Below are 24,295 nucleotides of genomic sequence, written 5' to 3'. Positions count from 1 at the left end.
GGAACACGGTAAAATACGCCACCCACAGATAGCACCCATGAGTACCCATGACCGCATCACGCCCCGCGCACCATCTCTGAAAAACCCATGTCCAAAAAATTCCTGTACTCCCTCGCCCGCCCGCTGCTGTTTTCCATGGATGCCGAAGCGGCCCACCATTTCACCCTGCCCGCCCTGAAACGCGCGGCCGCGCTGGGCCTGACGAAACTGGCCGGCAAACCGGCGGCGGACCCGCGCACGGTGATGGGCATCACCTTCCCCAATCCGGTCGGCCTGGCCGCCGGTCTGGACAAGGATGGCGCGTTTATCGATGCGCTGGCCGACATGGGCTTCGGCTCGATCGAAGTGGGTACCGTCACGCCGCGCGCGCAGGCCGGCAACCCCAAGCCGCGCATGTTCCGCCTGCCGCAGGCGCAGGGCATCATCAACCGCATGGGCTTCAATAACGGCGGCGTGGACGCCTTTGTGGCCAATGTGCAGGCCTCGAAGTTCTACCAGGAGCGCGCCGGCGTGCTGGGCCTGAACATCGGCAAGAACGCCGATACGCCGATCGAGAAAGCGGCCGACGACTACCTGCTGTGCCTGGAAAAAGTCTATCCCTACGCCAGCTATGTGACAGTGAATATCTCGTCGCCGAACACCAAGAATTTGCGCCAGCTGCAGGGCGCATCGGAACTCGACGCCCTGCTGTCGCAGTTGAAAGCGGCGCAGGCGCGCCTGGCCGACCAGCACCAGCGCTACGTGCCGCTGGCCCTGAAGATCGCGCCGGACATGGACGGCGAACAGGTAAAAAGCATCGCCGACTCGCTCACGCGCCACGGCATCGACGGCGTGATCGCCACCAATACCACGCTCTCGCGCAGCGCCGTGGCAGGCATGGAGCATGGCGCCGAGGCCGGTGGCCTGTCGGGCGCGCCCGTGTTCGAACTGTCGAACACCGTGATCCGTTTATTGAAAGCGGAACTGGGCGATGCGCTGCCCATCATCGGCGTGGGCGGCATCATGCAGGGCGGCGACGCGGTGGCCAAGTTCGAAGCGGGCGCGCAACTGGTGCAGCTGTACAGCGGCCTGATTTACGCCGGCCCGGCGCTGGTCGGCGACTGCGCGCGCGCGCTGCGCGGCAAACAGGCGCGCTAAGGAGACAGCATGGACAAGATCACCCTCGGTTCGAGCAGCCTGCAGGTCAGCAAAATCTGCCTGGGCACCATGACCTTCGGCGAGCAGAACAGCGAAGCGGAAGCGCACAGCCAGCTCGATTACGCGCTCGAGCGCGGCATCAATTTCATCGACACGGCCGAGATGTATCCGGTGATGGCCAGCGCCGAAACGCAGGGCAGCACCGAGCGCTATATCGGCTCCTGGCTGAAGAAAAGCGGCAAGCGCGGCAACATCGTGCTGGCCAGCAAGGTCGCCGGGCCGAACAGCCGCATGCACTGGATACGCGGCGGCAAGAACAACCTCGACGCCGTCAATATCCGCGCCGCCGTCGAAGACAGCCTGCGCCGTTTGCAGACCGGGCATATCGATCTGTACCAGCTCCACTGGCCCAGCCGCAATGTGCCCATCTTCGGCGCCAACAGCTACCACCCGCAGCACGAACGCGATGCGGTCGCCATCGAAGACACCCTGGCGATCCTCGGCAAGCTGGTCGACGAAGGCAAGATCGGCCATATCGGCGTGTCGAACGAATCGTCGTGGGGCGTGTGCGAATATATCAAGCAGGCCGAACTGAAAGGCCTGCCGCGCATTGCGTCGATCCAGAACCTGTACAACCTGACGGCGCGCCAGTTCGAGACTGGCCTGCTGGACGAAACCTGCCACCGCGAGAACGTGGGCCTCCTGGCCTACAGTCCGCTGGCGTTCGGCCAGCTGACGGCCAAATACCTGGACGACCCGCAGGCGCGCGGACGCCTGACGATTTTCCCGCCCGGCTGGAGCCCGCGCTATATCCGCCCGGCCACCATCGAAGCGGCCCGCCAGTACGCGGCGCTGGCGCGCGCCAATGGCCTGACGCCCACCCAGCTGGCGCTGGCCTGGTGCTACTCGCGCTGGTTTGTCGCCTCGACGATTATCGGCGCGACCAGCCTGGAGCAGCTGGCCCACAATATCGACGCCTACGCCATCACCCTGTCGCCGGACATCATCAAAGCCGTCGACGCGATCCACGCCAGCCTGACCAACCCCGGTCAATAAGCGCATCGTCTACGCCGGCGGCCATCCGCGCCGCCGGCAGTCGTTTTTATACAACAAGCAGCAAACCGCCGCAGTGCACCATTGCGGCTTTGCCATGGCCCGCCGTATGCTGGAGAGCAAGACGATATGCGCACGACCCGCATATCGCCCGCGCATTATCCGTTTATCGCATAACGATACGCTGAAGCATTCGTAAGCGGGCCTGGTCCCCACTGTTACTCTTGTTTATCGCAGAACCGCCCGAGTTCGCGCACACCGTTACACTAACCGAAGAGATCGTCGATGAGTTCCCCACATATCCGTAGCGCCGTTCGCGCCCTCCCCGTCAAGACCGTCATCGCCGCCAGCCTGGTGGCCTGTTTCGCCCTGCCCGCCCACGCCCAGCAGGAACTGCCGGCCGAAGGCGAGCTGCAATCGGTGGTCGTGACCGGCACCTTTGCGAAAAACCGCCGCACCATCGACTCCGAGTCGCCGATCGATATCCTGACCTCGCGCGACCTGCAAAGCACGGGTTCGGCCGAACTGGCCACCGTGCTGAGCCGCTTGCTGCCCTCGCTGAATTTTGCCCGCGCCACCGGCGCCGACGCCAGCGACGCCGTGCGTCCGGCCCAGCTGCGCGGCCTGTCGCCCGACCAGACCCTGGTGCTGGTCAACGGCAAGCGCCGTTATACGTCCGCCGTGGTCAACGTCAACGGTTCGCTGGGCCGCGGCTCGGCGCCGGTCGACCTGAACGCGATTCCCCTGGCCGCCATCGACCACGTGGAAGTGCTGCGCGATGGCGCCGCCGCACAGTACGGTTCCGATGCCATCGCCGGCGTGATCAATATCATCCTGAAAAAAGGCGCGGCCGGCGGCGACGTGGAAGTGGGTTATGGCCAGACCCAGGAACGCGATGGCAAGCAGAAAAGCATCAAGGGTTCGGCCGGCTTTGCGCTCGGCGAAGACGGCTGGCTGCGCCTGTCGGCCGAAGTGGCCGACCGCGATCCGACCAACCGCGCCGGCGCCGATTTCCGCAATCCGCTCGAGCCACGCTACGGCAAGGTCAACCAGCGCTACGGCGACGCCGAAAGCCAGCCGGCCACGGTGTTCTTCAACAGCGAATACCACCTCAACGACAATATCGACTGGTATGCCTTCGGCAACTACGGCAAGCGCGACACCTCGGCCGCCGCCACCTGGCGCACGGCCTTCAACGGCACGGCGCTGCGCACGCCCGTCTATCCGGAGGGCTTCTTGCCGCTGCAAAACAGCACCCTGACCGACCAGTCCCTGGTCACCGGCCTGCGCGGCGAAGCGGCCGGCTGGCGCTGGGATGCCAGCCTGAACTACGGCAGCAACAAGTTCGAACTCGATCTCGACAACACCATCAACCTGTCGATCGGCCCACTGGGCATCAACAGCCCCACGCATTTCTACGCCGGTTCGCTGAAAAACGAACAGAGCGTGTTCAACCTCGACGCCGCGCGCGAATTTGCCGTGCCGGCCTTGACGGGACCGCTGACGGTGGCCGTCGGTGTTGAAGCGCGCCGAGAGAAATACAGCATCGGCGCCGGCGACGAAGCGTCGTACTCGGGCAGCGGCGCGCAGGGCTTTGCCGGTTTTCGTCCAGCCAACGCCGGCAGCCACTCGCGCCACAATGAATCGGTCTATGTGAACCTGGAAGCGGAAGTCACCCGGAAACTGTCGGGCGGCGTGGCCCTGCGCCATGAACGCTACAGCGACTTTGGCAGCACCACCTCGGCCAAGGGTTCGGCCCGCTACGCATTTACCGACGCGCTGTCGCTGCGCGGCACGGCCTCGAGCGGCTTTCGCGCGCCATCGCTGGCGCAGCAGTATTACACCATCACCACCACCAACTTCCAGGTGGTCAACGGCACCAATACGCCGATCGAGACGGGTACCTTTGCCGTCAACACGCCGCAGGCGCGCGCCCTGGGAGCGCAGGACCTGAAGCCCGAAAAAGCCCGCAACTACAGCCTGGGCCTGCAGTTCCAGCCGGACCGCAACTTCACCACCTCGATCGACGCCTACCGCATCGACATCGATAACCGCATCCTGTTCTCGGCCAACCTGGCGCTCAACAGCGCACTGCAGGCCCAGCTGGCGGCGCAAGGCACGGCCGTCGGCGCCGCGCGCTACTTCACCAACGCGGTCGACACGCGCACCGAAGGCGTGGACATCGTCAGCACCTACCGCATCGAGCTGCAGGAAAAAGACCGCCTGGACTTCACCGTGGCCTATAACCACAACAAGAGCTCGGTACAGAAAATCGCCGACAATCCGGCCATCCTGACAGCCAACAAGCTGCTGCTGATCGACCGCCAGACGGTGGCCCGCGCCACCGTCGCTTCGCCGAAGGACAAGTTCAGCCTGGCCGCCGACTACGGCTTCGGCAACTGGAACGCGCACGGCGTGGTCACGCGCTACGGCAGCTTTACGGTGCCGCAAAACAATGTCGCGCTGGACCAGCATTACGATCCCCAATGGGTGCTCGACCTGTCGGGTTCCGTCAAGCTGGGCCAGAACTGGCGCCTGGCGGCCGGCATCGACAACGTCACCAACCGCTACCCGGCGCAAGTGACCAGCGCCGGCAACCTGAACGTGGCCGGCACCCAGCCATACAGCATCTTCGCGCCGAACGGTTTCAATGGGCGTTATTACTATGCGAAGGCGGGGTATAGCTGGTAATCATCTCTGGCAATGGTGGTGTCGGATTACGCGGCGTGCCGCCGCTAATCCGACCTACTGCCCCGACAAGATCGTCGGATTAGCGCGCAAGCGCGTAATCCGACAACATTGTTGGCCATGACCTACCGCTCGTATTGCGCCGCGCCCCAGCGGACTCCAGGACGCGATCACGATGCCCTGGCGCGCATGCCAGGCGCGCAGCGCCGCTTGCGTGAAGTCGGGGTGCAGCTCGATCTGGTTGACGGCCGGCAGCACGCCAGTTTCCGACAACAGCCGGTCGATATGCGCCGGCTGGAAGTTCGACACGCCGATCGAGCCGATGCGGCCTTCCTCGCGCAAGCGGACAAAGGCGCGCCAGGTGCTGTCAAAACCGTGTTCGCTGCCGCGCAGCTTGCTGGTCAGTTGCACCTCGGAACGCGGCAGGCCGCTGGCGGCGATGCCGCGTTCGACACCTGGCCTCATTGTCGTAGCGCGCCTGCGCGTCGTCCAGCGGCCAGGTGCCAAAGCCGATCTGCGCCAGGCGCTGGCCATCGTTGAGGGTCAATTGGGGAATGGCAGCCATCATGTCGGTCCTCTGCAGTGGAAGGGAGAGACCATCATAAGGCTTCAAGGCCGGCTGTGCCGTCAGCAGTGCACCCTCCAGCTTGCTACTTTCGCAGTGCGCCTTGCGCCAGCGCAGAAGCATCGCAGTTCGATCGCGCGAACAGGCATCAGGGCAGACTATCATCAATGGCCATCCCCTTACGGAGAAAGCCATGCTGTCATTGAGCAAACTGAGCCCGTCGATTACCGACATGATCCGCTTCGACCATAGCCACGTGCTGCTGACCTTTCACCAGTACACGAGCAGCAAGAGGCCGGCCGTCAAGAAGGCCCTGGCCGACACGATATGCAGCGCGCTGGAAATCCACGCCACCCTGGAAGAAGAGATTTTCTATCCGCGCATGCGCCAGTTGAACCCTGCCCTGCCAGTGCTGCAAAAAAGCGTGCCCGAGCACCAGGAAATGCGCCGCCTGATTGGCGAACTGCGCGCCTGCGATGCGGCCAGCGCGCGCCACGACGCCTTGCTGCTGGAACTGATGCGCGATGTGCTGCACCATGTGGCCGAGGAGGAAACCGTGCTGCTGCCGGAAGCGGAAAATGCGCTGGGCAGCGAGCGCTTGAGCGAGCTGGGCGTGAAAATGAGCAAGCGCCGCCTGGCGCTGCTCAAGCCGCAGGCCGGCAAGATCGCCGCCAATACCGCCATCGGCTTTTCCGGCAGCAGCACCGCCTGGATCGTGGGCGCGGCCGGCGTGCTGCTGGCGGCCAGGTTGTTTACCCGCAAGGCGGCCTGAAGAAATTCGCCTACGGCGCTTCTTCGCCGCCCATGGCGCGGTCGATATCGGCGCGCGTCAGGTCGGGCGCCAGCTGCAGGATGAATTCATACGCATAGGCGCGCAGATAGGCGCCGCGGCGCACGGCCAGGCGGGTGGTATTGGTGGCAAACAGATGCGACGCTTCCACCGCCCGCAGCCCCTGGTCGCGGCCATGGTCGAATGCCATCGAGGCGACGATGCCCACGCCCAGTCCCAGCGCCACGTATTGCTTGATGACGTCCGAGTCCATGGCGGTGAGGATGATGTCGGTGGCCACGCCTGCCTTGGCAAACGCGTCGTCGATATGGCCGCGCCCCGTAAAACCCTTGTCGTAGGTAATCAGGGGGTATTTGGCCAGGTCTTCCAGGCGGATCGGCGAGTGCCCGAGCAGCGGGTGGCCGTCCGGCACCACGATCAGATGGCTCCAGCGGTAGCACGGGAACGACACCAGATCGGGAAACTGGCTCAGGCCTTCTGTGGCGATGCCGATATCGGTCTTGCCGGACAATACCCATTCGGCGATATGTTCGGGCGCGCTTTGCTGCAGCGCGATGCGCACCTCGGGAAACGCGGCGCGAAAGCCCTGCACCACTTTCGGCAGCGCATAGCGCGCCTGGGTGTGGGTGGCGGCCACCGACAGGGTGCCGCTGGTCTGGCCGCTGTATTCCAGGCTGGCCTGCTGCAGGTTTTCCGCTTCGATCAGCAGCCGGTCAACGATTTTCAAAATACCTTTGCCAGGCTCCGTCAGGCCCGTCAGCCGCTTGCCGTTGCGCTCGAAAATGACCACGCCCAGCTCGTCTTCGAGTTCGCGGATCTGCCGGCTCACGCCAGGCTGCGACGTAAACAGCGCGTTTGCCACTTCCGTCAGGTTATAGCCGCGGCGCGCCGCCTCGCGGATCGAGCGCAATTGTTGAAAGTTCATGGCATTCCCATCAGGTTCGTGTCGGTTCGACAAAGACGTGCAAACGCTTCGGCCGCACGACCAGGGTTTCGCCCTCTTTCAGTTGCAGATGGCTGTAACGCTCGTTCGACATCACCGCTTCGATCAGTTCGCTGTTATCGACGCGCCGCAGGTCCAGCTGGGCCAGCGGGCCGATCGCATGGGCGCGGCTCAGTTTGACGACAATGCCTTCGGCGCCCGGCGTATAGCGGTCGATTTCCAGGTCGTGCGGCCGCACATAGGCCGTGCCCTTGCTGTCGCTGACACCGGCATAATCGGGCACATCGAAACTGGCGTCGCCGGTGGCCATCACGCCATCATGCACGCGGCCATGGAACAGGTTGACGTTGCCGAGGAAGCCGTAGACAAACGGCGAGGCCGGATGGTTGTAGACCTGCTCTGGCGAGCCCAGCTGTTCGACCGTGCCCTTGTTCATCAGCACCACCTGGTCGGCCACTTCCAGCGCCTCTTCCTGGTCGTGCGTCACAAAAATGCTGGTCACATGCAGGTCGTCGTGCAGGCGGCGCAGCCAGCGGCGCAGTTCCTTGCGCACCTTGGCGTCGAGCGCGCCGAACGGCTCGTCGAGCAGCAGCACGCGCGGCTCGACCGCCAGCGCGCGGGCCAGCGCGATACGCTGGCGCTGGCCACCCGACAACTGCGGCGGGTAACGGTCGGCCAGCCAGTCGAGCTGCACCAGTTCCAGCAAATCCTTGACCTTGCGGCGGATCTGGTCCTCGGACGGGCGTTCGCTGCGCGACTTCACGCGCAGGCCGAAGGCCACGTTTTCAAACACCGTCATGTGCTTGAACAGCGCGTAGTGCTGGAACACGAAGCCGACCTGCCGCTCGCGCACATGGCGGTTCGAGGCATCTTCGGCGTCGAGCAGCACCTGGCCGCTGTCCGGATGTTCGAGGCCGGCGATAATGCGCAGCAAGGTGGTCTTGCCGCAGCCGGACGGGCCCAGCAGCGCAGTCAGTTCGCCGGCGGGAAAGTCCAGCGAGATATTGTCGAGGGCGACGAAATCGCCGAAACGCTTGTTGATGTTTTTAACTGCGATGGTCATGTCAGTGCTCCGTGGAACGTAAGGCGGAATCGTCGGCGTCGCTCTCGTTCAAACGCCACTCAATAAAGGCTTTCAGGGCCAGGGTCACCAGCGCCAGCAGGGCCAGCAAGGACGCCACGGCAAAGGCGGCGGCGAAGTTGTACTCGTTGTACAGAATCTCCACTTGCAGCGGCATGGTGTTGGTTTCGCCGCGGATATGGCCAGAGACCACCGACACGGCGCCGAATTCGCCCATGGCGCGCGCATTGCACAAAATCACGCCATACAGCAGGCCCCACTTGATGTTCGGCAAGGTCACGCGGCGGAAGGTATTCCAGCCCGAGGCGCCGAGCACCAGCGCCGCCTCTTCCTCTTCGCTGCCCTGCGACTGCATCAGCGGAATCAGCTCGCGCGCGACGAACGGGAACGTAATGAAGATGGTGGCCAGCACGATGCCGGGCACTGCGAACAGAATCTTGATATCGTGTTCCTGCAGCCACGGACCGAACCAGCCTTGGGCGCCGAACATCAGCACATAGATCAGGCCGGAAATCACCGGCGAGACGGAAAACGGCAGGTCGATCAGGGTCAGCAGAATGCTTTTGCCGCGGAACTCGAACTTGGCGATGCACCAGGAAGCGGCCACGCCGAACACCAGGTTCAGCGGCACGGCAATGGCGGCCGTGATCAGGGTCAGCTTGATGGCGGAAATCGCGTCCGGATCGACAATCGCGGCCACATACGCTTCCCAGCCCTTCTTGAACGCTTCGGCAAACACGGCCACCAGCGGTACGATCAAAAAGGCGGTCAGGAACAGCAGCGCGACGGTGATCAGGACCGTGCGTACCCACAACGGTTCCAGCACCACGGGAGCGGCGGCGGGTGCGATGCGGCGCGCTGTCGGCAGCGCATCTTCCACATTGGCAATGGCGGAGACTTTGGTGTTCATTATTTCTGGCCCTTTCCGCGCGTCCACGCTTGCAGCAGGTTAATCGTCAACAACAGCACAAACGAGATCACCAGCATCACGACGGCAATCGCCGTGGCGCCCGCGTAGTCGTATTGCTCCAGCTTGGTGATAATGAATAGCGGCGTGATTTCCGACACCATCGGCATATTGCCGGCGATAAAAATGACGGAACCGTATTCGCCGGTGGCGCGCGCAAAGGCCAGCGCAAAGCCGGTCAGCAGCGACGGCAGGATGGTCGGAAAGATAACGCGCGTAAAAGTCTGCAGGGAATTGGCGCCCAGGCTGGCGGCCGCTTCTTCAAGTTCTTTTTCCGCGTCTTCCAGCACCGGCTGCACCGTGCGCACCACAAAGGGCAGGCCGATAAAGGTCAGCGCCACCACCACGCCCAGCGGCGTGAACGCCACCTTGATGCCCAGCACGCCTTCGATAAACTGGCCGAACCAGCCGTTCGACGAGTACAGCGCGGTCAGGGTAATGCCGGCCACGGCCGTCGGCAGGGCGAACGGCAGGTCGACCAGGGCGTCGACAATGCGTTTGCCGGGAAATTTGTAGCGCACCAGCACCCAGGCCAGGATGCCGCCGAAGATGACGTTGAGCAAGGCGGCAATCAGCGACGCGCCGAACGTCAGGCGATAGGACGCCATCACGCGCTCGGAAGTGACGGCTGTGAAAAACGCCTCCCACGTCATCGTGAAGGTCTTCAGGAACACCGCCGACAGCGGAATCAGGACGATCAGCGCCAGGTAGAACAGCGTAAAGCCCAGCGACAGCTTGAAGCCGGGCATGACCCGGAACGGCGCACCCCGCGCCTTGACCGGTGCTAGTGTTGCTGCAGACATAGAAACCCCTTCTTATTACATTTTCGAGTAACAGGGCGCCATATTCACATGCAACCGTTATAAAAAGAACGAACCATTTCTCATTTGCTTAGATGGGAAATGCATACATAAGCTGATAAACCGTTGGGCGAAAAAAAACGCACCGGCGAGGTGCGTTTTGAGCAGCAACAGCTGACTTATTTGTTTGGCTGCGGCGTCAGGCGCAAGTACGGTTTTGCGGCCGTATAGCCTTTCGGGTATTTCTGCTTGATCACTTCCGGGTCCTGCACCGGCAGCGGGATGATGACGTCATCGCCATCTTTCCAGTTGCCTGGCGTGGCGACCGTGTAGCCGTCCGTCAGTTGCAGGGCGTCGATGACACGCAGGATTTCATCGAAATTGCGGCCGGTGCTCAAGGGGTACGTGAGGATCAGGCGCACTTTCTTGTTCGGATCGATGACGAACACCGAGCGCACGGTGGCGGTCACCGATTGTTCCGGATGGATCATGTCGTACAGCACCGATACCTTCTTGTCGACGTCGGCGATGATGGGGAAACCGACCACCGTGTTCTGCGTCTCTTCGATATCCTTGATCCAGCTTTTGTGCGATTCGGCCGCGTCGACCGACAGTGCCACGGCTTTCACGTTGCGCTTGTCGAATTCCGGTTTCAGCTTGGCGGTCAGGCCCAGTTCGGTAGTGCAGACAGGGGTAAAGTCGGCCGGGTGGGAGAACAGCACCACCCACGAGTCGCCGGCCCATTCGTGGAACTTGATTGGACCGGTCGAGCTGTCTTGTTCAAAGTCGGGGGCGGTATCGCCCAGGCGTAAAGTCATCGTGATCTCCTCAACAGGTTTTAGGGTTGGACTATCAGGCTGCATGACGGTGGCGCGTGCTACTTTGCGCCAGGTCAAACAGCGTTTGCAGCTGCGCCTGGCCATACACCCAGTCACCCAGATGGGACTCGGCGTTGATATGGCCCAGCGCACCGCCATCAATATACTTGCAATTCCAGCGCCTTGCCCACTGCGCCGCGTGTTCGGCCGTCATCCACGGATCGGTCTGGCTGGCGATCAGGATGCCGGGACAAGGCAGGCGCTTGTGCGGCAAATGATCGGCCACGCCGAATTTGTCGGGGTCGGCCGGCCCCACCAGCAGCACGCCGGCCACGCCCTGCGGATCGCGCGCCAGGCTATGGGCCGTCGTCAGGCAGCCGAAGCTGTGGGCGACGATCAGGGTCGGACGGCTGTCTTCGCGCCGCGCCCGGTCCAGCCTGGCCGACCAGGCCGCCAGGTCGGGCTGTTCCCAGTCGTCCTGCTCGACCCGTTCGAACTGCGGATACAGGCGCTGCCAGCGGCTCTGCCAATGCTCGGGACCGCTGTTATGCAAGCCCGGCACGATCAGTACCCGGTAATCCGAAAAGCTGCGCAGCGCCATGATGCTTCCCTTGCGATCAATGCAATCAAGTGGGGCAGGCTTGCGCCTGCCTGTCGCGATTACTTCGGTTGGTAGATCTGGTCAAAAATGCCACCGTCGGCAAAGTGCGCCTTCTGCGCCGCCGTCCAGCCGCCGACCTGGTCGATGGTGAACAGATTGACCTTGGCAAACTGGCTGGCGTATTTCTGCGCCGCCTTGGCGGTGGCGGGACGGTAGTAGTTCTTCGCGATAATGTCTTGCGCCTCATCCGTGTACAGGTATTGCAGGTAAGCTTCCGCCACCTTGCGCGTGCCGCGCTTGTCGACCACCTTGTCGACCACGGCCACCGGCGGCTCGGCCAGGATGCTGATGGACGGGGTGACGATGTCGAACTTGGTCGGACCCAGCTCCTTGACGGCCAGATAGGCCTCGTTTTCCCAGGCGATCAGCACGTCGCCGATGCCGCGCTCGACGAACGTGGTGGTGGCGCCGCGCGCGCCCGAGTCCAGCACCGGCACGTTTTTGTACAGCTTGCCGAGGAATTCTTTCGCCTTGGCTTCGTTGCCGCCCGGCTGGCGCAGCGCATAGCCCCAGGCTGCCAGGTGATTCCAGCGCGCGCCACCCGAGGTTTTCGGATTCGGCGTAATCACGGACACGCCAGGCTTGACCAGGTCGCTCCAGTCCTTGATGCCTTTCGGATTGCCCTTGCGCACCAGGAAGACGATGGTCGAGGTGTAAGGCGCGCTGTTGTGCTGCAAGCGCTTCTGCCAGTCCGCCGCCAGCAGCTTGCGCTCGGCCAGGGCGTCGATGTCATAGGCCAGTGCCAGGGTGACCACGTCCGCTTCCAGGCCGTCGAGCACGGCGCGCGCCTGCTTGCCGGAACCCCCATGCGATTGCTTGATCTTGACGTTGTCGCCCGTCTTGCCTTTCCATTCCTTGGCAAACGCCGTGTTCACGTCCTGGTACAACTCGCGCGTCGGGTCATACGAGACGTTGAGCAAGGTGATATCGGCGGCTTGCGCGGTGTGCAGGATGGCAAAGGCGCTGATGGCGGCGGCAATGATTATATTTTTCGACAACATCGATGATCCCCGTGTGGTTAAGCGTTCAGAGCCACCAGATTACGGTACGGTAATCATAAAGAGAACGAAGCGTTTCACCATTTGATATGCGTTTTCCGCATATGAAGGGCCATCAAGGAGATGGTTGCGGTCAATAAAAACGGTTGAACAGCACCACCGCCCAGGTGGCGAAGGCCAGCAGGCAGGTCAGCAGCACGGCGGCGCTGCCGAAATCCTTGGCGTTCTTCGACAGGTCGTGGCGCTCGAGCGAAATGCGGTCGACCACGGCTTCCAGCGCGGAATTGATCAGTTCGACAATCAGCACCAGCAGCAACACGCCGATCAGCACCAGCTTTTCAAACGCGGACACGCGCAGCAGCAAGGCGACCACCGTGCCGGCCACGAACAGGCCCAGTTCCTGGCGGAACGCATGTTCGCCGCGCCAGGCCGCTTTCAGGCCGTCGAGGGAATAAAAAAACGCGGAAAAGATACGTTTCAAGCCACTTTTGCTTTTGAATTCATTTACTGGTTGCATGGATTTTCGTGTTCTGGCCGATGTAGGAGTCTGATTATGCCTTGGCACCGTAGGAATGTGACAATTTTTCCTGCAAAGCCACAGCGGCCATTCCCCTCTTTCACATCATGGTATAAAGTACGGCATGAATACTGCATCGCACCAAATCCATCATGAAAATTGAACCCGTCGCAACGACCAAGACGACGATACAGGTGATCGAGCGCATGGTCGCGCTGCTCGACGCACTGGCCAAATATACGGACCCGGTCAGCCTGAAGGAATTGTCAAAAGTCTCGGGCCTGCATCCCTCCACCGCCCACCGCATCCTGAATGACATGGTGCTGACGCGCTTTGTCGACCGCATCGAGCCCGGCACTTACCGCCTGGGCATGCGCCTGCTGGAACTGGGCAATGTTGTGAAAAGCCGCCTCAGCGTGCGCGAAGCGGCGCTGGACTTCATGCGCCAGCTGCACAAGAAAACCCAGCAGACCATCAACCTGTCGGTACGCCAGGGCGACGAGATCGTGTATATCGACCGCGCTTTTTCCGAGCGTTCCGGCATGCAGGTGGTGCGCGCCATCGGCGGACGCGGGCCGCTGCACCTGACATCGACCGGCAAGCTGTTTTTGTCGGTCGACGAACCGAAGGCGATCCGCGCCTATGCCACGCGCACGGGCCTGGCTGGCCACAACAAGAATTCGATCACGGATCTGCTCAAGCTCGAACGCGAACTGAGCCAGGTGCGCCAGAACGGCTATGCGCGTGACAATGAAGAGCTGGAACTGGGCGTGCGCTGCATGGCGGCCGGCATCCGCGACGATTCCGGCAAGCTGATCGCCGGCCTGTCGATCTCGGCGCCGGCCGACCGCCTGCAGGACGAGTGGCTGGAAGACCTGGTGGAAACGGCCAACCAGATTTCCGTGACCCTCGGTTTCATGCCGCAGAATTAAAAAAGGCAGTGAAAACTGCCATGTAACAAGTCAGCGTCCCTGCGCCATATGCTACAGTCGTCCGCACAGGCCACCCGGGCCAAGCGAGCCTGAAAAATGTCGAGGGCAAGGCGCAGCGACGAAGACAGTACGCATGTACGGCGAGGAGCTGCAACGCCGCCATCGGCATTTTCTCAGGCCCGCGTCTCCGGCCCGCCATTTTTACGCCTTGCTTTTAATACATCGGTCAGCTTAACTTACGGCATTACAATAAAAACTGCCTTTGTAATCAACCGCCTGGCAGAACCAGATTACCTGGCTTCAAAGCCTCCAGCCACTTGCGCATCCGCCCCGCATCGGCCGTGCGCGACTGCTTGCCCTTGGAATCGAGAAACACCATGATCACGGAGCGCCCTTCGATCACCGCCTGCATCAGCAGGCAGCGGCCTGCTTCGTTGATAAAGCCGGTTTTCTGCAAGCCGATATCCCAGCCCGGATTGGCCACCAGGTGATTGGTGTTACCGAATTGCATGGGATGGCCGCTCGCTTCGACGATGGCTTTCGGATCGGTCGAGAACTGGCGCAGCAGCGGCTGCTGGAAAGCGGCCATGGCCAGCTTGGCCAGGTCGTGCGCGCTGGCCACGTTCATTTTCGACAAACCGCTCGAATCGACATAATGGGTATCGTTCATGCCGAGCTTGCGCGCCTTGGCGTTCATGGCGTTGACAAAGGCCGGCAAGCCGCCCGGATAATTGCGGCCCAGCGCGGAGGCGGCGCGGTTTTCGGAACTCATCAGCGCGATATGCAGCATATTGCTTCGAGTCAATTGTGAACCAACTTTCAGGCGCGAACTGCTGAACTTGGCGCGATCGACATCGTCGTCCGTAATCGTCAGCACTTCTTCCATGTCCTGGCCCGCTTCGACCACCACCAGGCCCGTCATCATCTTGGTAATCGAGGCGATCGGCAGGGCCACATTGGAGTTCTTTTCAAACAGCACTTCCGCATTGCTCTGGTCGAGTACCAGCGCTACGCTCGATTTGAGGTCGAGCGGATCGCGTGTCAGGTTCAGGCCGGCCAGGTCGCCCATGGTCGGCATCGGCGCGGCCATCGGCACGGCGGCACTGGTGACTCTTTGATAGATGACCTTGCGCTTGCCGCGCACGGTGACAACGCGGCGCACGGCCTTGTCGCGCGCCGCGGCCTTGGTGCGTGTGCCAGTGGCGCGATCGCCCTTGCGCAGCACGACTTTGACTTTTTTGGTCTGTTGTTTCTTGGCGGCTGAAGACTTGCTGGCCGCTTCCTTGGCGTGCACGGCCGCAGCCGGTGCCAGCGCGAACAGCAGGGAAGCCAGCAAGCCCAGCGCGAGTTTAAACTTAGCCATTCAATGATTCCCCGTGAAGCTGTTGCATTATTGCAGTGTAGCGAAATGCAGAGTAATCGCAAGCCTATTTAACACTTGAGACAGTATTTATTGCGGCAATGAAACACAAAGCATTAACTATCAGCAAATGAATTTCCTTTTCATTATGCAATTGCTTGCGTTAATCGTACACAGTGTTATTTCTTGACGACAAACACCACGCCGATCACCGCCACCAGCATGCCGGCAAGACCCAGCATGTTAAATGCCTCGCCAAACATCAGCCAGGCCATTATGGCCGTGGTCGGTGGCGTCAGGTACAGCAGGCCCGTCACCTTGGTCGCGTCGCTGCGCCGTATCAAGGCAAACAGCAGGAAGATGGCACCGATCGACAGCACCAGTACCGACCACAGCAAGGCGCCGATAAAGTTGCTGGTCCATTGCACCTGGCTCAGGGCCAGGTCCAGGCCTTCGTAATACAGGGCAAACGGCAGCACCACCACGATCGAGGCGGCAAACTGCACCACCGTGCCGGTGCGCAAATCAAACTGCGGGCAATGGCGTTTCTGGTACATGGTGCCTGCCGTCATCGACAGCAGCGCGAACACGCACAGCAGCACGCTTTCCACCGTCAGTCCCACCAGGTTGATCTTGGCATAGACCACCAGCGCCACGCCCAGCAGGCCGAAAGCCAGGCCCAGCCACTGGCGCGGGCGCACCGATTCGCCGATCAGAGGCGCCGCGCATGCCGTCAGCACGGGCTGCATGCCGACGATCAGGGCCGACAGGCCGGCAGGCATGCCCAGCTTGATGGCGCACCACACGCCTGCCAGGTAGCCGGCCTGCATCAGGATGCCGGCCACGGCGATCTGGCGGAACTGCCCCACCGGCCAGGGCGCGCGCAGCAGCAGCACCAGCGGCAGCAGGATCACCAGCACCCCCAAAAAACGCAGCAGCAAAAACGTCAGCGGCGGCGCATACGGCAGGCCGAACTTGGCAACGATAAAGCCGGTACTCCATAACAGCACGAAGAAAGCCGGCAAGGCCATGGGCGCCAGGCTGGCGGGAAACACCGGTTTGTTGCTGGCGCCTGGCGCGGCGGGAAGATTGGACATGAATGACTCGAAAGACGTGGCGGCACCATCGGCTGGCGCCAGTGCGGAGAGCCAAGTCTAGCATGCGGCGGCGCCTGGCGTGCCGCCCTGGGCCGAGGGCAACAATTTCCGAAAGATAATTAACGAAAAGAATCAAAAATTTTTCTTTAGAAACAATGGTGTTTGACTCAAATCTATTCAATTGTTGCATCGCACAAAATTCGCTTGACTTAACTTTTTTTCACCGTAAAATAGGGTTTGTTGCGTTGCACAATTGCTTGTTCAGCTAGATAAAACAGAGTCAACTGCTTCCCCCTTTTACGGTAAACGCAGCATCAAATTAACCAGATTTCAATATTTTGGAGATTCACAATGTTTTCAATCCCTGAGCAATTCTCGTCCGCCACCAAAGCCAACCTGGAAGCCCAATTCGCCCTGTTCTCGTCGCTGACGGGCAAGGCATTTGAGAGCATCGAAAAGATCGTCGAACTGAACCTGACCGCCGCCAAGGCAACCCTGGAAGAGTCGACCGCGACCACCAAGCAATTGCTGGCTGCCAAAGATCCACAAGAATTCTTCTCGCTGACCGCTGCCCAGGCCCAGCCGACCGCTGAAAAAGCCATCGCCTACGGCCGTCACCTGGCTGCGATCACGTCCGGCGCACAAGCCGAATTCAGCAAAGCTGCTGAATCGCAAATCGCTGAAACGAACCGCAAAGTCATCTCGCTGGTCGAAGAAGTGACCAAGAACGCGCCTGCCGGCTCGGAAAACGCTGTCGCCCTGTTCAAAAGCGCCATCGGCAACGCCAATGCCGGCTACGAGCAGTTCACCAAAAGCAGCAAGCAAGCCGTGGAAACCATCGAAGCGAACCTGGCATCGGCCGTCAGCCAGTTCACGCAAGCCGCTGCCAAAGCCGCACCGCACGCTGGCAGCAACTAATCAGCCGCCGGGTAATACCGTTTGACTCCGGGCCGCCCAGGCGGCCCAGCTGAACCAGCTCCTCCAGGCATCCATCCCGTGCTTCCCCGCGGATGCCATTATGCCCCGGTCTCCCGGGGCATTTTTTATGGGCGCAGACTGTTCCGCGCTTTATTCGCCCAGGTAAGCCGCCTTGACGCGCGGATCGTCGAGCATGTCGGCCGCATCGCCGCTCATCGTCATCAGCCCCGAATCCATCACATAGCCGCGGTGCGCCGCCTGCAGGGCCAGGCGGGCATTCTGTTCCACCAGCAAGATGGTAATGCCTTCGCCCGAGACCTTGCGGATCACCTCGAAGATCTTCTCGACCATGATGGGCGACAAGCCCATCGACGGCTCATCGAGCAGCAGCAGCTTCGGATGGCTCATCAAGGCGCGCGCCATCGCCAGCATCTGCTGTTCGCCGCCCGACAAGGTACCGGCCATCTGCACCGCCCGCTCCTTCAGGCGTGGAAACACATCGAACCATTTGCCGATATCGGCTTCGACGCCGGCCGCGTCCGTGCGCGTGTAGGCGCCCATCATCAGGTTTTCGCGGATCGACATGCGGGTAAACACGCCGCGCCCTTCCGGCACCATCGCCAGCTTCTTTTCGACCAGGTGAAACGACTTGCTGCCCTTGAGCGACTCGCCCATATAGCTGATCGCGCCTTCGACCTTACAGGTTGGCAAAGTGCCGGTAATGGCTTTCAGGGTGGTGGTCTTGCCGGCGCCATTGGCGCCGATCAGGGCGATCAGCTCGCCCTGGTTGACTTCCAGGTCGATGCCCTTGACGGCCTTGATGCCGCCGTAGGCCACGCTCAGGCCTGCTACTTTCAAAACATTACTCATGCGTGCGATCCTCCCAGGTAAGCCTCGATGACGGCCTGGTTTTGCTGTATTTCGGCTGGCAAGCCTTCGGCGATGCGCTTGCCGTATTCGAGTACCGTGATGCGGTCGCACAGCCCCATCATCAGTTTCACGTCGTGCTCGATCAGCAGCACGGTCTTGCCCTCGGCCTTGATTTTCACCAAGAGCTCGCGCAGGGCCAGCTTTTCGGTGGCGTTCATGCCGGCCGCCGGTTCGTCCAGCGCCAGCAGTTGCGGGTCGGTGGCCAGCGCGCGGGCAATTTCCAGGCGCCGCTGGTCGCCGTACGATAAAAAGCGCGCCGTGCGGTTGGCGAACTGGGCAATGCCGACAAACTCCAGCAGTTCCAGCGCACGCCGGCGTATCGACGCCTCTTCCTCGCGCGCCGCCTTGTGGCGGAAGATGGCGCCGAACACACCCTGGTGCGAGCGCACATGGCGGCCCACCATCACGTTTTCCAGCGCCGTCATGTCGCCGAACAGGCGGATATTCTGGAACGTGCGGGCGATGCCGGCCTTGGCCACCTTGTGCGGCGCCGACGGCGAATAGGGCTTGCCGGCCAGCTCGAAGGTGCCCGTGTCCGGCTGGTACAGGCCGGTGATCACATTGAAAAACGTCGTCTTGCCGGCGCCATTGGGGCCGATCAGGCCGTAGATCTGGCCCTGCTTGATGGTAATGCCCACATCGGTCAGCGCCTGCAGGCCGCCAAAGCGCTTGTTGACGCCGGCGATATTGAGAATGATCTGTTCGCTCAAGCCGTTCTCCTTAAGCCGACACGACATCGGTCGATTTGTTGGGCTGGTCGACATCGTGGTCGGGCCGGTCTTCGCTCTTCGGCGACGGCCACAGGCCGGCCGGGCGATTGAGCATGATCAGCACCATGGCCAGGCCGTACAGCAACTGGCGCAGCACTTCCGCTTCGATCACCACCTTGCCGAACAGCGCCTGCTGGGCCGGCTCGACCACATGGCGCAGCAGTTCGGGGATCGACGCCAGGATCACGCCACCGAGGATCACGCCGGGGATATGGCCGATGCCGCCCAGCACCACCATCGCCAGCACGGCGATCGACTCGGTCAGCGAAAACGACTCCGGCGACACAAAGCCCTGGAACGAAGCGAACATGGCGCCGGCCACGCCGCCAAATGAAGCGCCCATGGAAAACGCCAGCAGTTTGACATTGCGCGTGTTGATGCCCATGGCTTTTGCCGCGATCTCGTCTTCGCGGATGGCGACCCAGGCGCGGCCCAGGCGCGAATGCTGCAGGCGCTTGGTGACGAACACCACGGCGATGCACAGGAACAGGAACAAAAAGTAATAGGCGTTTACGGACGGCATGGAAAAGCCGCCCACCACCACGGTGCTGTTGGTGCCCGCCTCGCCGGCCAGGTTGACGCCGAACACGCGGATCGGATCGATCAGGTTGATGCCCTGCGGCCCGTTGGTGAAATTGATCGGGTCGTTCAGGTTATTCATGAAGATGCGGATGATCTCGCCAAAACCGAGCGTGACAATGGCCAGGTAGTCGCCGCGCAATTTCAAGGTCGGCGCGCCCAGCAGCGCGCCGAACAGGCCAGCGACCGCGGCGGCCAGCGGCACGATCACCCACACCGACAGGTGGATGCCGTTTTCGCGGATCTCCGGGCCCATCAGTTGCACCAGCGACTCGCCGAACACCGGATACTGGTTGATGATCGATTCGAGCAGGATGGCGAACTGCGGTGAGGCGAGCAGCGCCGTCAGGTAGGCGCCCACCGCATAGAAGGCGATATAGCCCAAGTCCAGCAGGCCGGCAAAGCCCACCACGATATTGAGGCCCAAGGCCAGCATGATGTACAGCAGCGCCATGTCGATGATGCGTACCCAGGAGTTGCCGAACTGGGCGGCAAAGAACGGGAAGATCAGCAACAGCGCTGCCAGGCCGACCATGCCGGCATAGGCCTTGGCGGGGTTCCTTTTGACGTCGAAATCGAGTATTGCCATGATGTCAGTCTCCCAGTTTCACGTCAGGCACGGTCGGCCACGCGTTCGCCCATGATGCCGGACGGACGCAGGGTCAAGACGATGATCAGCACGATAAAGGCAAAGATGTCCTGGTAGTGGCTGCCGAGGAAACCGCCGGTCAGGTCGCCGATATAGCCGGCGCCCAGGCTTTCTATAATGCCCAGCAACACGCCGCCTATCATGGCACCGTAGATATTGCCGATGCCGCCCAGCACCGCCGCGCAGAATGCCTTCAGGCCGGGAATGGCGCCCATCGAAAATTGAATGGAAGCATAGTTGGCGCCCCACATCACGCCGGCCACGGCGGCCAGCGCCGCGCCGATGGCAAAGGTGGCGACGATGACCTTGTCGGAATCGACCCCCATCAGGCCGGCCACGCGCGGGTTTTCCGCCGTGGCGCGCATGGCGCGGCCCATGCGGGTTTTTTCCACCAGGATCACCAGCGAGCCCATCGAAATGGCGGCCAGGGCCAGCAGCAGCACCTGCGTCTGTGAAATCACGGCGCCGCCGATCTGTATCGGGTCGGTCGACAGCAATTGCGGAAACGGCAGCGGATTGCGGGTCCAGATCATCATGGCGAAGGTCTGCAGCAGGATGGACACGCCGATGGCGGTAATCAGGGGCGCCAGGCGAGGGGCGTTGCGCAGGCGGCGGTAGGCGACCCGCTCGATGATGATGTTGATGAGGATACAGGCGGGAATCGCGCCGAGGATGGCGGTGGCCAGTTTCAAATAGCCGGGCCAGTCCGGCACATAAATGCCCAGCAGCTTCAGGATGGAGAGACCCACCATGGCGCCTATCATGAGCACGTCGCCATGGGCGAAGTTAATCAGGTTCAGCACGCCATACACCATCGTGTAACCGAGGGCGACCAGGGCGTACATGCTTCCCAGCACCAAGCCGTTAATGATTTGCTGGATGAATGTATCCATGTCAGATTGCCCTATCGAGTTGCATTTTTCGGGAATACCTTCCACTCGCCATGCCGCCGATAAAAAAACGGCACCGAAGGAAAAAATCCTGCAGTGCCATCCCTGGACCGTTTTCACCAGCATGGTGCGCGCACTAAAAACGTGCGTACACCTGCTTAGTCATAACGACAACATATTCAAGCTTGTGACCATCATAACGATCTTTTGCAAAAACTTAGCTTGGAATAATGTCGAAATCAAAAAATAAAATTCAGTTTTCGCTGGAAGTTGCTCCAAAGCTCACTTGCTCGACCACTCTTTTCACACCGTCGAGCCCTTTCGGCATCGGGAAGGTCACCGCTTCCTGCACCCCGTCGAGCGGGCGCACGCTCTTCACGCCGCATTCTTTCAGCCGGTCGATCACGGCTTGCACCAGCACCTCGGGCGCCGAGGCGCCGGCCGTCACACCCACGCGCAGCTTGCCGTCCAGCCAGGCCGGATCGATCTGCGAGGCGTTATCGACCATGTAGGCAGGCGTCCCCATCTTGTCGGCCACTTCGCGCAAGCGGTTCGAATTGGAACTGTTCGGGCTGCCAACGACGATCACCAGTTCCACCTGCGGCGCCATGAATTTGACGGCTTCCTGGCGGTTGGTGGTGGCGTAGCAAATGTCGCCTTTCTTGGGCTCGGAAATATTCGGATATTTTTGTTTCAGCGCCGCAATAATGTCGCTGGTGTCGTCAACTGACAACGTTGTTTGCGAAACATAGGCCAGGCTGTCCGGATTGGCCACCTGCAAGGCCGCCACATCGGCCAGCGTTTCGACCAGATGCATGCCCTGCTCGGCCTGGCCCATAGTGCCCTCCACTTCCGGATGGCCATCGTGGCCGATCATGATGATCTCGCGGCCTTCGCGGCGCATCTTGGCCACTTCCATATGCACCTTGGTGACCAGCGGACAGGTGGCGTCGAAGATGCTCAAGCCCCGCGATTCGGCCTCGGCACGCACGGCTTTCGACACGCCATGGGCGGAAAACACCAGCGTATTGCCAGACGGCACATCATCGAGGTCATCAATGAAAATGGCGCCCTTGTTGCGCAAGTCGGCCACCACATAGGCGTTATGGACAATTTCATGGCGCACATAGATCGGCGCACCAAATTGTTGCAGCGCGCGCTCGACGATCTCGATCGCCCGGTCGACGCCAGCGCAAAAGCCGCGCGGCTGGGCCAGTAACAGTTCCTTGTCCATCGTCATCTCCTTCATCTCTTACAGCACCGAAATCAACTGGACTTCAAAGCGCAGCGGCTGTCCGGCCAGCGGGTGATTGAAATCAAACAGGGCGGAGTCTTCGCGCATTTCACGCAGCACGCCGGCAAAGCGGCCACCGCCGGGGGCGGCAAAGTCGACCAGGTCGCCGATCTTGTAGTCGGCGCCCGGCACCGAGTTTTCGTCCAGGGTGGCGCGCGTGACCGATCGCACCAGGTCCGGGTGGCGCTCGCCGAAGCCTTCGCCGGCGGCCAGCTCGAAGGTGGTATGCGTGCCTTCCGGCAAACCCAGCAAACGCTGCTCCAGGAACGGCGCCAGCTGGTTCTGGCCCAGCATCAGGGTCGCCGGATTTCCATTGAAGGTAGTGACAATATCAGTACCGTCCAAAGTGGCAAGACGATAATGCAGGGTGAGGTAGGCCTCTTTGGTAACGACAGCTGGTTGCTGGTTGGACATAGTGATGTTTTCAGATAACTGATGCAAAGCGATATTGTAAGCCACACTGGCCGCGCCCGCCCCATCGCGTCGTCAAAGAAGCGGCAGGGGCGGCAAAGGAAGGGACAGGGAAGATGGCGGGGCCAGGCAGGCACGGCATGGCCCGCCCGCTTACTGCAAAAACACTGCCGGACTCAATTCACCGCAGCGGTTTCCGCCACATTCGGCAGGCTGTCGAGCAAGGCGACCACATCCTGGCGCGACTCGCTGGAAAACCCCATCTGCGCCGTCACATTGATCTTGCCATGCGCGTCCTGGGTGGCGGCAAAGCTGGCAATGCCCAGCGCACGTTCGAACAGCACCACTTTCTTGCCACTGTTCAGATCGGTGGCCGTCACCTTGCCCAAGCCGCCTTCCTGCGAAACCAGGACGGGACGCCCCGGCACATTGAACCAGTTGATGCGCCAGAAATAGTGGCTCATGTTGCGCGTGCCATTCGGTTCGAAGGCGCTCTCAAATGACTCCATCTGCGCGCACTTGGCAATCAGGAAATTTTTTTGCTTGCAGGCGCTCATCACTTGCACCTGCTTGCTTTCCAGGGAAATATTAACCGGCACCATGCGGCTGTTCTGCATGTTGAGCAAGGCATAGTCTTCTTTCCTGCCAACGCCCACCACGCTGCCCAGCGATTGCACGGCGCTGAACAGCGCCCCCAGCGAATTGCCGGGCTGCGTGCCGTTCGAGGTCGGCGTGCGCTCCAGCAAGATATAGCCGGTATTGGCGATATCGCCATTTTGAAGGGCCGCGATCGAAAACTCTTCCGGCGCGACGATATTCGTGCTGCCACTGCCCGGTATATAACGGAAACCCGTGTTGTCGCGCGCGATCACGAAGCCACGCGAAGACGGGATCAAGCGGTAGCCGTTGAACTTCTTGCCCGTCACTGCCGTGACTTGCCAGATCATGCCCTGTTTCTGTGCAGTGGCAATCGTGACGGGCTCGCTTTGGGTCATGGCACGGCCTGCCTTGAGCACGTATTCTCCGGGATGGGTTTCCGCCAGATACGTAAAGTCGCCCGATTGCGCGTCAACAGCATAGGCCGTGATCTTGCCCTCGGCGTCGATATAGCGCTGGCCGTTGATGGCAAAGCCATCGCGGAAACGCTCGAATTGCACCCCTTGCGTCAGGGTCGGGAATTGATTGAACTCGGCAGCCAGACTGGCTTCCGTGCGCTGTGGCAGGCCATTGTTTGCCGCGGCCGGCAAGGCCGCCGGCGGCAGCTGCAAGCCGCCCTGCTGCTGCTTGAGCAACAGCGTCAGCAGTTGTTTCTGCTGTTCCGGCGTCAGGTTATTGATATCTTGCGCTTGCAAGGGTAGCGCTGACAGCAAGCCGGCAGCAAGAAACAGTGCAATTATTTTCTTCATCATCTCTGTATTGATCAGTACCCATAAAGTAGCCACGCCAT

General features: G+C 61.3%; 24 protein-coding genes. 6 read left to right on the top strand and 18 right to left on the bottom strand.

Features of this window, described 5'->3' with window-relative positions; all coding sequences use genetic code 11:
* Positions 1-87: 87 nt before the first annotated feature.
* The 3 genes from ASR47_RS09815 (at position 88) to ASR47_RS09805 (ending at position 4,881) form a co-directional block, all read left to right on the top strand.
* Positions 88-1,137, top strand: coding sequence for a quinone-dependent dihydroorotate dehydrogenase (locus tag ASR47_RS09815; RefSeq protein ID WP_065307582.1), 1,050 nt, complete (start codon positions 88-90; stop codon positions 1,135-1,137).
* A gap of 9 nt (positions 1,138-1,146) precedes the next feature.
* Positions 1,147-2,193, top strand: a complete 1,047-nt coding sequence (locus tag ASR47_RS09810) for an aldo/keto reductase (RefSeq protein WP_065307581.1) — start codon at positions 1,147-1,149, stop codon at positions 2,191-2,193.
* Positions 2,194-2,475: 282 nt separating this feature from the next.
* The gene (locus ASR47_RS09805) at positions 2,476-4,881 is read left to right on the top strand and encodes a TonB-dependent receptor plug domain-containing protein (protein WP_065307580.1); all 2,406 of its coding nucleotides are present in this window, start codon (positions 2,476-2,478) and stop codon (positions 4,879-4,881) included.
* A 54-nt stretch (positions 4,882-4,935) separates the two neighbouring features.
* On the opposite strand, the gene ASR47_RS09800 is transcribed toward ASR47_RS09805, so the two are convergent.
* Positions 4,936-5,343: an aldo/keto reductase gene (locus ASR47_RS09800; RefSeq protein WP_065307579.1), complete on the bottom strand. Its 408-nt coding sequence runs from the start codon at positions 5,341-5,343 to the stop codon at positions 4,936-4,938.
* A gap of 293 nt (positions 5,344-5,636) precedes the next feature.
* On the opposite strand from ASR47_RS09800, the gene ASR47_RS09795 reads away from it, so the two are divergent.
* Entirely contained in the window at positions 5,637-6,215 is a 579-nt protein-coding gene (locus ASR47_RS09795; RefSeq protein WP_065307578.1) for a hemerythrin domain-containing protein, read from the top strand.
* A gap of 10 nt (positions 6,216-6,225) precedes the next feature.
* Here ASR47_RS09795 and ASR47_RS09790 read toward each other — a convergent pair whose 3' ends face one another.
* From ASR47_RS09790 to ASR47_RS09755, 8 genes are all read right to left on the bottom strand, one after another.
* Entirely contained in the window at positions 6,226-7,158 is a 933-nt protein-coding gene (locus ASR47_RS09790) for a CysB family HTH-type transcriptional regulator (protein ID WP_065307577.1), read from the bottom strand.
* Between the two features lie 10 nt (positions 7,159-7,168).
* Complete coding sequence (locus tag ASR47_RS09785) at positions 7,169-8,239, bottom strand: sulfate/molybdate ABC transporter ATP-binding protein (RefSeq protein ID WP_065307576.1); 1,071 nt, start codon at positions 8,237-8,239, stop codon at positions 7,169-7,171.
* A 1-nt stretch (position 8,240) separates the two neighbouring features.
* The gene (cysW, locus tag ASR47_RS09780; protein WP_065307575.1) at positions 8,241-9,167 is read right to left on the bottom strand and encodes a sulfate ABC transporter permease subunit CysW; all 927 of its coding nucleotides are present in this window, start codon (positions 9,165-9,167) and stop codon (positions 8,241-8,243) included.
* The gene (gene cysT / locus ASR47_RS09775; protein ID WP_065307574.1) at positions 9,167-10,027 is read right to left on the bottom strand and encodes a sulfate ABC transporter permease subunit CysT; all 861 of its coding nucleotides are present in this window, start codon (positions 10,025-10,027) and stop codon (positions 9,167-9,169) included. The genes cysW and cysT overlap by 1 nt, the downstream gene beginning before the upstream one ends.
* Positions 10,028-10,203: 176 nt before the next feature.
* A complete protein-coding gene (locus tag ASR47_RS09770; protein ID WP_065307573.1) occupies positions 10,204-10,842 on the bottom strand; it encodes a peroxiredoxin in 639 nt (212 codons plus the stop codon).
* A gap of 34 nt (positions 10,843-10,876) precedes the next feature.
* Complete coding sequence (locus ASR47_RS09765; protein ID WP_065307572.1) at positions 10,877-11,443, bottom strand: RBBP9/YdeN family alpha/beta hydrolase; 567 nt, start codon at positions 11,441-11,443, stop codon at positions 10,877-10,879.
* A 59-nt stretch (positions 11,444-11,502) separates the two neighbouring features.
* Positions 11,503-12,504, bottom strand: coding sequence for a sulfate ABC transporter substrate-binding protein (locus ASR47_RS09760; protein WP_065307571.1), 1,002 nt, complete (start codon positions 12,502-12,504; stop codon positions 11,503-11,505).
* Positions 12,505-12,634: 130 nt separating this feature from the next.
* On the bottom strand, positions 12,635-13,018 hold the full coding sequence (locus ASR47_RS09755; RefSeq protein WP_065307570.1) for a diacylglycerol kinase: 384 nt from the start codon (positions 13,016-13,018) through the stop codon (positions 12,635-12,637).
* 152 nt (positions 13,019-13,170) lie between these two features.
* Here ASR47_RS09755 and ASR47_RS09750 point away from each other — a divergent pair, with 152 nt between their 5' ends.
* Positions 13,171-13,950 (top strand): IclR family transcriptional regulator, encoded by a 780-nt coding sequence (locus ASR47_RS09750; protein ID WP_065307569.1) that lies wholly within the window; start codon positions 13,171-13,173, stop codon positions 13,948-13,950.
* Positions 13,951-14,218: 268 nt separating this feature from the next.
* On the opposite strand, the gene pbpG is transcribed toward ASR47_RS09750, so the two are convergent.
* Entirely contained in the window at positions 14,219-15,313 is a 1,095-nt protein-coding gene (gene pbpG / locus ASR47_RS09745; RefSeq protein WP_065307568.1) for a D-alanyl-D-alanine endopeptidase, read from the bottom strand.
* A gap of 176 nt (positions 15,314-15,489) precedes the next feature.
* Positions 15,490-16,407, bottom strand: a complete 918-nt coding sequence (locus ASR47_RS09740; protein ID WP_065307567.1) for a DMT family transporter — start codon at positions 16,405-16,407, stop codon at positions 15,490-15,492.
* A 351-nt stretch (positions 16,408-16,758) separates the two neighbouring features.
* Between ASR47_RS09740 and phaP the strand changes: the two genes are divergently transcribed.
* Positions 16,759-17,325 (top strand): phasin family protein, encoded by a 567-nt coding sequence (phaP, locus tag ASR47_RS09735; protein ID WP_065307566.1) that lies wholly within the window; start codon positions 16,759-16,761, stop codon positions 17,323-17,325.
* Between the two features lie 150 nt (positions 17,326-17,475).
* On the opposite strand, the gene ASR47_RS09730 is transcribed toward phaP, so the two are convergent.
* The 7 genes from ASR47_RS09730 to ASR47_RS09700 all read right to left on the bottom strand — a co-directional run bounded on the left by ASR47_RS09730 (position 17,476) and on the right by ASR47_RS09700 (position 24,257).
* Complete coding sequence (locus ASR47_RS09730; RefSeq protein ID WP_065307565.1) at positions 17,476-18,195, bottom strand: ABC transporter ATP-binding protein; 720 nt, start codon at positions 18,193-18,195, stop codon at positions 17,476-17,478.
* A complete protein-coding gene (locus tag ASR47_RS09725; protein ID WP_065307564.1) occupies positions 18,192-18,965 on the bottom strand; it encodes an ABC transporter ATP-binding protein in 774 nt (257 codons plus the stop codon). Before ASR47_RS09725 ends, ASR47_RS09730 begins: the two co-directional genes overlap by 4 nt.
* Positions 18,966-18,975: 10 nt before the next feature.
* Positions 18,976-20,193: an ABC transporter permease subunit gene (locus ASR47_RS09720; RefSeq protein WP_065307563.1), complete on the bottom strand. Its 1,218-nt coding sequence runs from the start codon at positions 20,191-20,193 to the stop codon at positions 18,976-18,978.
* A 23-nt stretch (positions 20,194-20,216) separates the two neighbouring features.
* Positions 20,217-21,146 (bottom strand): branched-chain amino acid ABC transporter permease, encoded by a 930-nt coding sequence (locus ASR47_RS09715; RefSeq protein ID WP_065307562.1) that lies wholly within the window; start codon positions 21,144-21,146, stop codon positions 20,217-20,219.
* Between the two features lie 250 nt (positions 21,147-21,396).
* A complete protein-coding gene (gene ispH / locus ASR47_RS09710) occupies positions 21,397-22,377 on the bottom strand; it encodes a 4-hydroxy-3-methylbut-2-enyl diphosphate reductase (protein ID WP_065307561.1) in 981 nt (326 codons plus the stop codon).
* Between the two features lie 18 nt (positions 22,378-22,395).
* On the bottom strand, positions 22,396-22,851 hold the full coding sequence (locus ASR47_RS09705; protein WP_065307560.1) for an FKBP-type peptidyl-prolyl cis-trans isomerase: 456 nt from the start codon (positions 22,849-22,851) through the stop codon (positions 22,396-22,398).
* A 173-nt stretch (positions 22,852-23,024) separates the two neighbouring features.
* Positions 23,025-24,257, bottom strand: coding sequence for a hypothetical protein (locus tag ASR47_RS09700; RefSeq protein ID WP_150127740.1), 1,233 nt, complete (start codon positions 24,255-24,257; stop codon positions 23,025-23,027).
* Between the last annotated feature and the right edge of the window lie 38 nt (positions 24,258-24,295).

Source organism: Janthinobacterium psychrotolerans (assembly GCF_001677885.1).
GTDB classification, from domain to species: Bacteria; Pseudomonadota; Gammaproteobacteria; order Burkholderiales; family Burkholderiaceae_D; genus Janthinobacterium; species Janthinobacterium psychrotolerans.
The sequence above is the reverse complement of the archived record's forward strand: the minus strand, read 5'-3'. Positions and strand labels throughout refer to the sequence as shown.

Coding starts and splice junctions, on each gene's coding strand:
- ASR47_RS09815 (WP_065307582.1), top strand. CDS start 88: ATGTCCAAAAAATTCCTGTACTCCCTCGCCCGCCCGCTGCTGTTTTCC.
- ASR47_RS09810 (WP_065307581.1), top strand. CDS start 1,147: ATGGACAAGATCACCCTCGGTTCGAGCAGCCTGCAGGTCAGCAAAATC.
- ASR47_RS09805 (WP_065307580.1), top strand. CDS start 2,476: ATGAGTTCCCCACATATCCGTAGCGCCGTTCGCGCCCTCCCCGTCAAG.
- ASR47_RS09800 (WP_065307579.1), bottom strand. CDS start 5,343: ATGAGGCCAGGTGTCGAACGCGGCATCGCCGCCAGCGGCCTGCCGCGT.
- ASR47_RS09795 (WP_065307578.1), top strand. CDS start 5,637: ATGCTGTCATTGAGCAAACTGAGCCCGTCGATTACCGACATGATCCGC.
- ASR47_RS09790 (WP_065307577.1), bottom strand. CDS start 7,158: ATGAACTTTCAACAATTGCGCTCGATCCGCGAGGCGGCGCGCCGCGGC.
- ASR47_RS09785 (WP_065307576.1), bottom strand. CDS start 8,239: ATGACCATCGCAGTTAAAAACATCAACAAGCGTTTCGGCGATTTCGTC.
- cysW (WP_065307575.1), bottom strand. CDS start 9,167: ATGAACACCAAAGTCTCCGCCATTGCCAATGTGGAAGATGCGCTGCCG.
- cysT (WP_065307574.1), bottom strand. CDS start 10,027: ATGTCTGCAGCAACACTAGCACCGGTCAAGGCGCGGGGTGCGCCGTTC.
- ASR47_RS09770 (WP_065307573.1), bottom strand. CDS start 10,842: ATGACTTTACGCCTGGGCGATACCGCCCCCGACTTTGAACAAGACAGC.
- ASR47_RS09765 (WP_065307572.1), bottom strand. CDS start 11,443: ATGGCGCTGCGCAGCTTTTCGGATTACCGGGTACTGATCGTGCCGGGC.
- ASR47_RS09760 (WP_065307571.1), bottom strand. CDS start 12,504: ATGTTGTCGAAAAATATAATCATTGCCGCCGCCATCAGCGCCTTTGCC.
- ASR47_RS09755 (WP_065307570.1), bottom strand. CDS start 13,018: ATGCAACCAGTAAATGAATTCAAAAGCAAAAGTGGCTTGAAACGTATC.
- ASR47_RS09750 (WP_065307569.1), top strand. CDS start 13,171: ATGAAAATTGAACCCGTCGCAACGACCAAGACGACGATACAGGTGATC.
- pbpG (WP_065307568.1), bottom strand. CDS start 15,313: ATGGCTAAGTTTAAACTCGCGCTGGGCTTGCTGGCTTCCCTGCTGTTC.
- ASR47_RS09740 (WP_065307567.1), bottom strand. CDS start 16,407: ATGTCCAATCTTCCCGCCGCGCCAGGCGCCAGCAACAAACCGGTGTTT.
- phaP (WP_065307566.1), top strand. CDS start 16,759: ATGTTTTCAATCCCTGAGCAATTCTCGTCCGCCACCAAAGCCAACCTG.
- ASR47_RS09730 (WP_065307565.1), bottom strand. CDS start 18,195: ATGAGTAATGTTTTGAAAGTAGCAGGCCTGAGCGTGGCCTACGGCGGC.
- ASR47_RS09720 (WP_065307563.1), bottom strand. CDS start 20,193: ATGGCAATACTCGATTTCGACGTCAAAAGGAACCCCGCCAAGGCCTAT.
- ASR47_RS09715 (WP_065307562.1), bottom strand. CDS start 21,146: ATGGATACATTCATCCAGCAAATCATTAACGGCTTGGTGCTGGGAAGC.
- ispH (WP_065307561.1), bottom strand. CDS start 22,377: ATGGACAAGGAACTGTTACTGGCCCAGCCGCGCGGCTTTTGCGCTGGC.
- ASR47_RS09705 (WP_065307560.1), bottom strand. CDS start 22,851: ATGTCCAACCAGCAACCAGCTGTCGTTACCAAAGAGGCCTACCTCACC.
- ASR47_RS09700 (WP_150127740.1), bottom strand. CDS start 24,257: ATGATGAAGAAAATAATTGCACTGTTTCTTGCTGCCGGCTTGCTGTCA.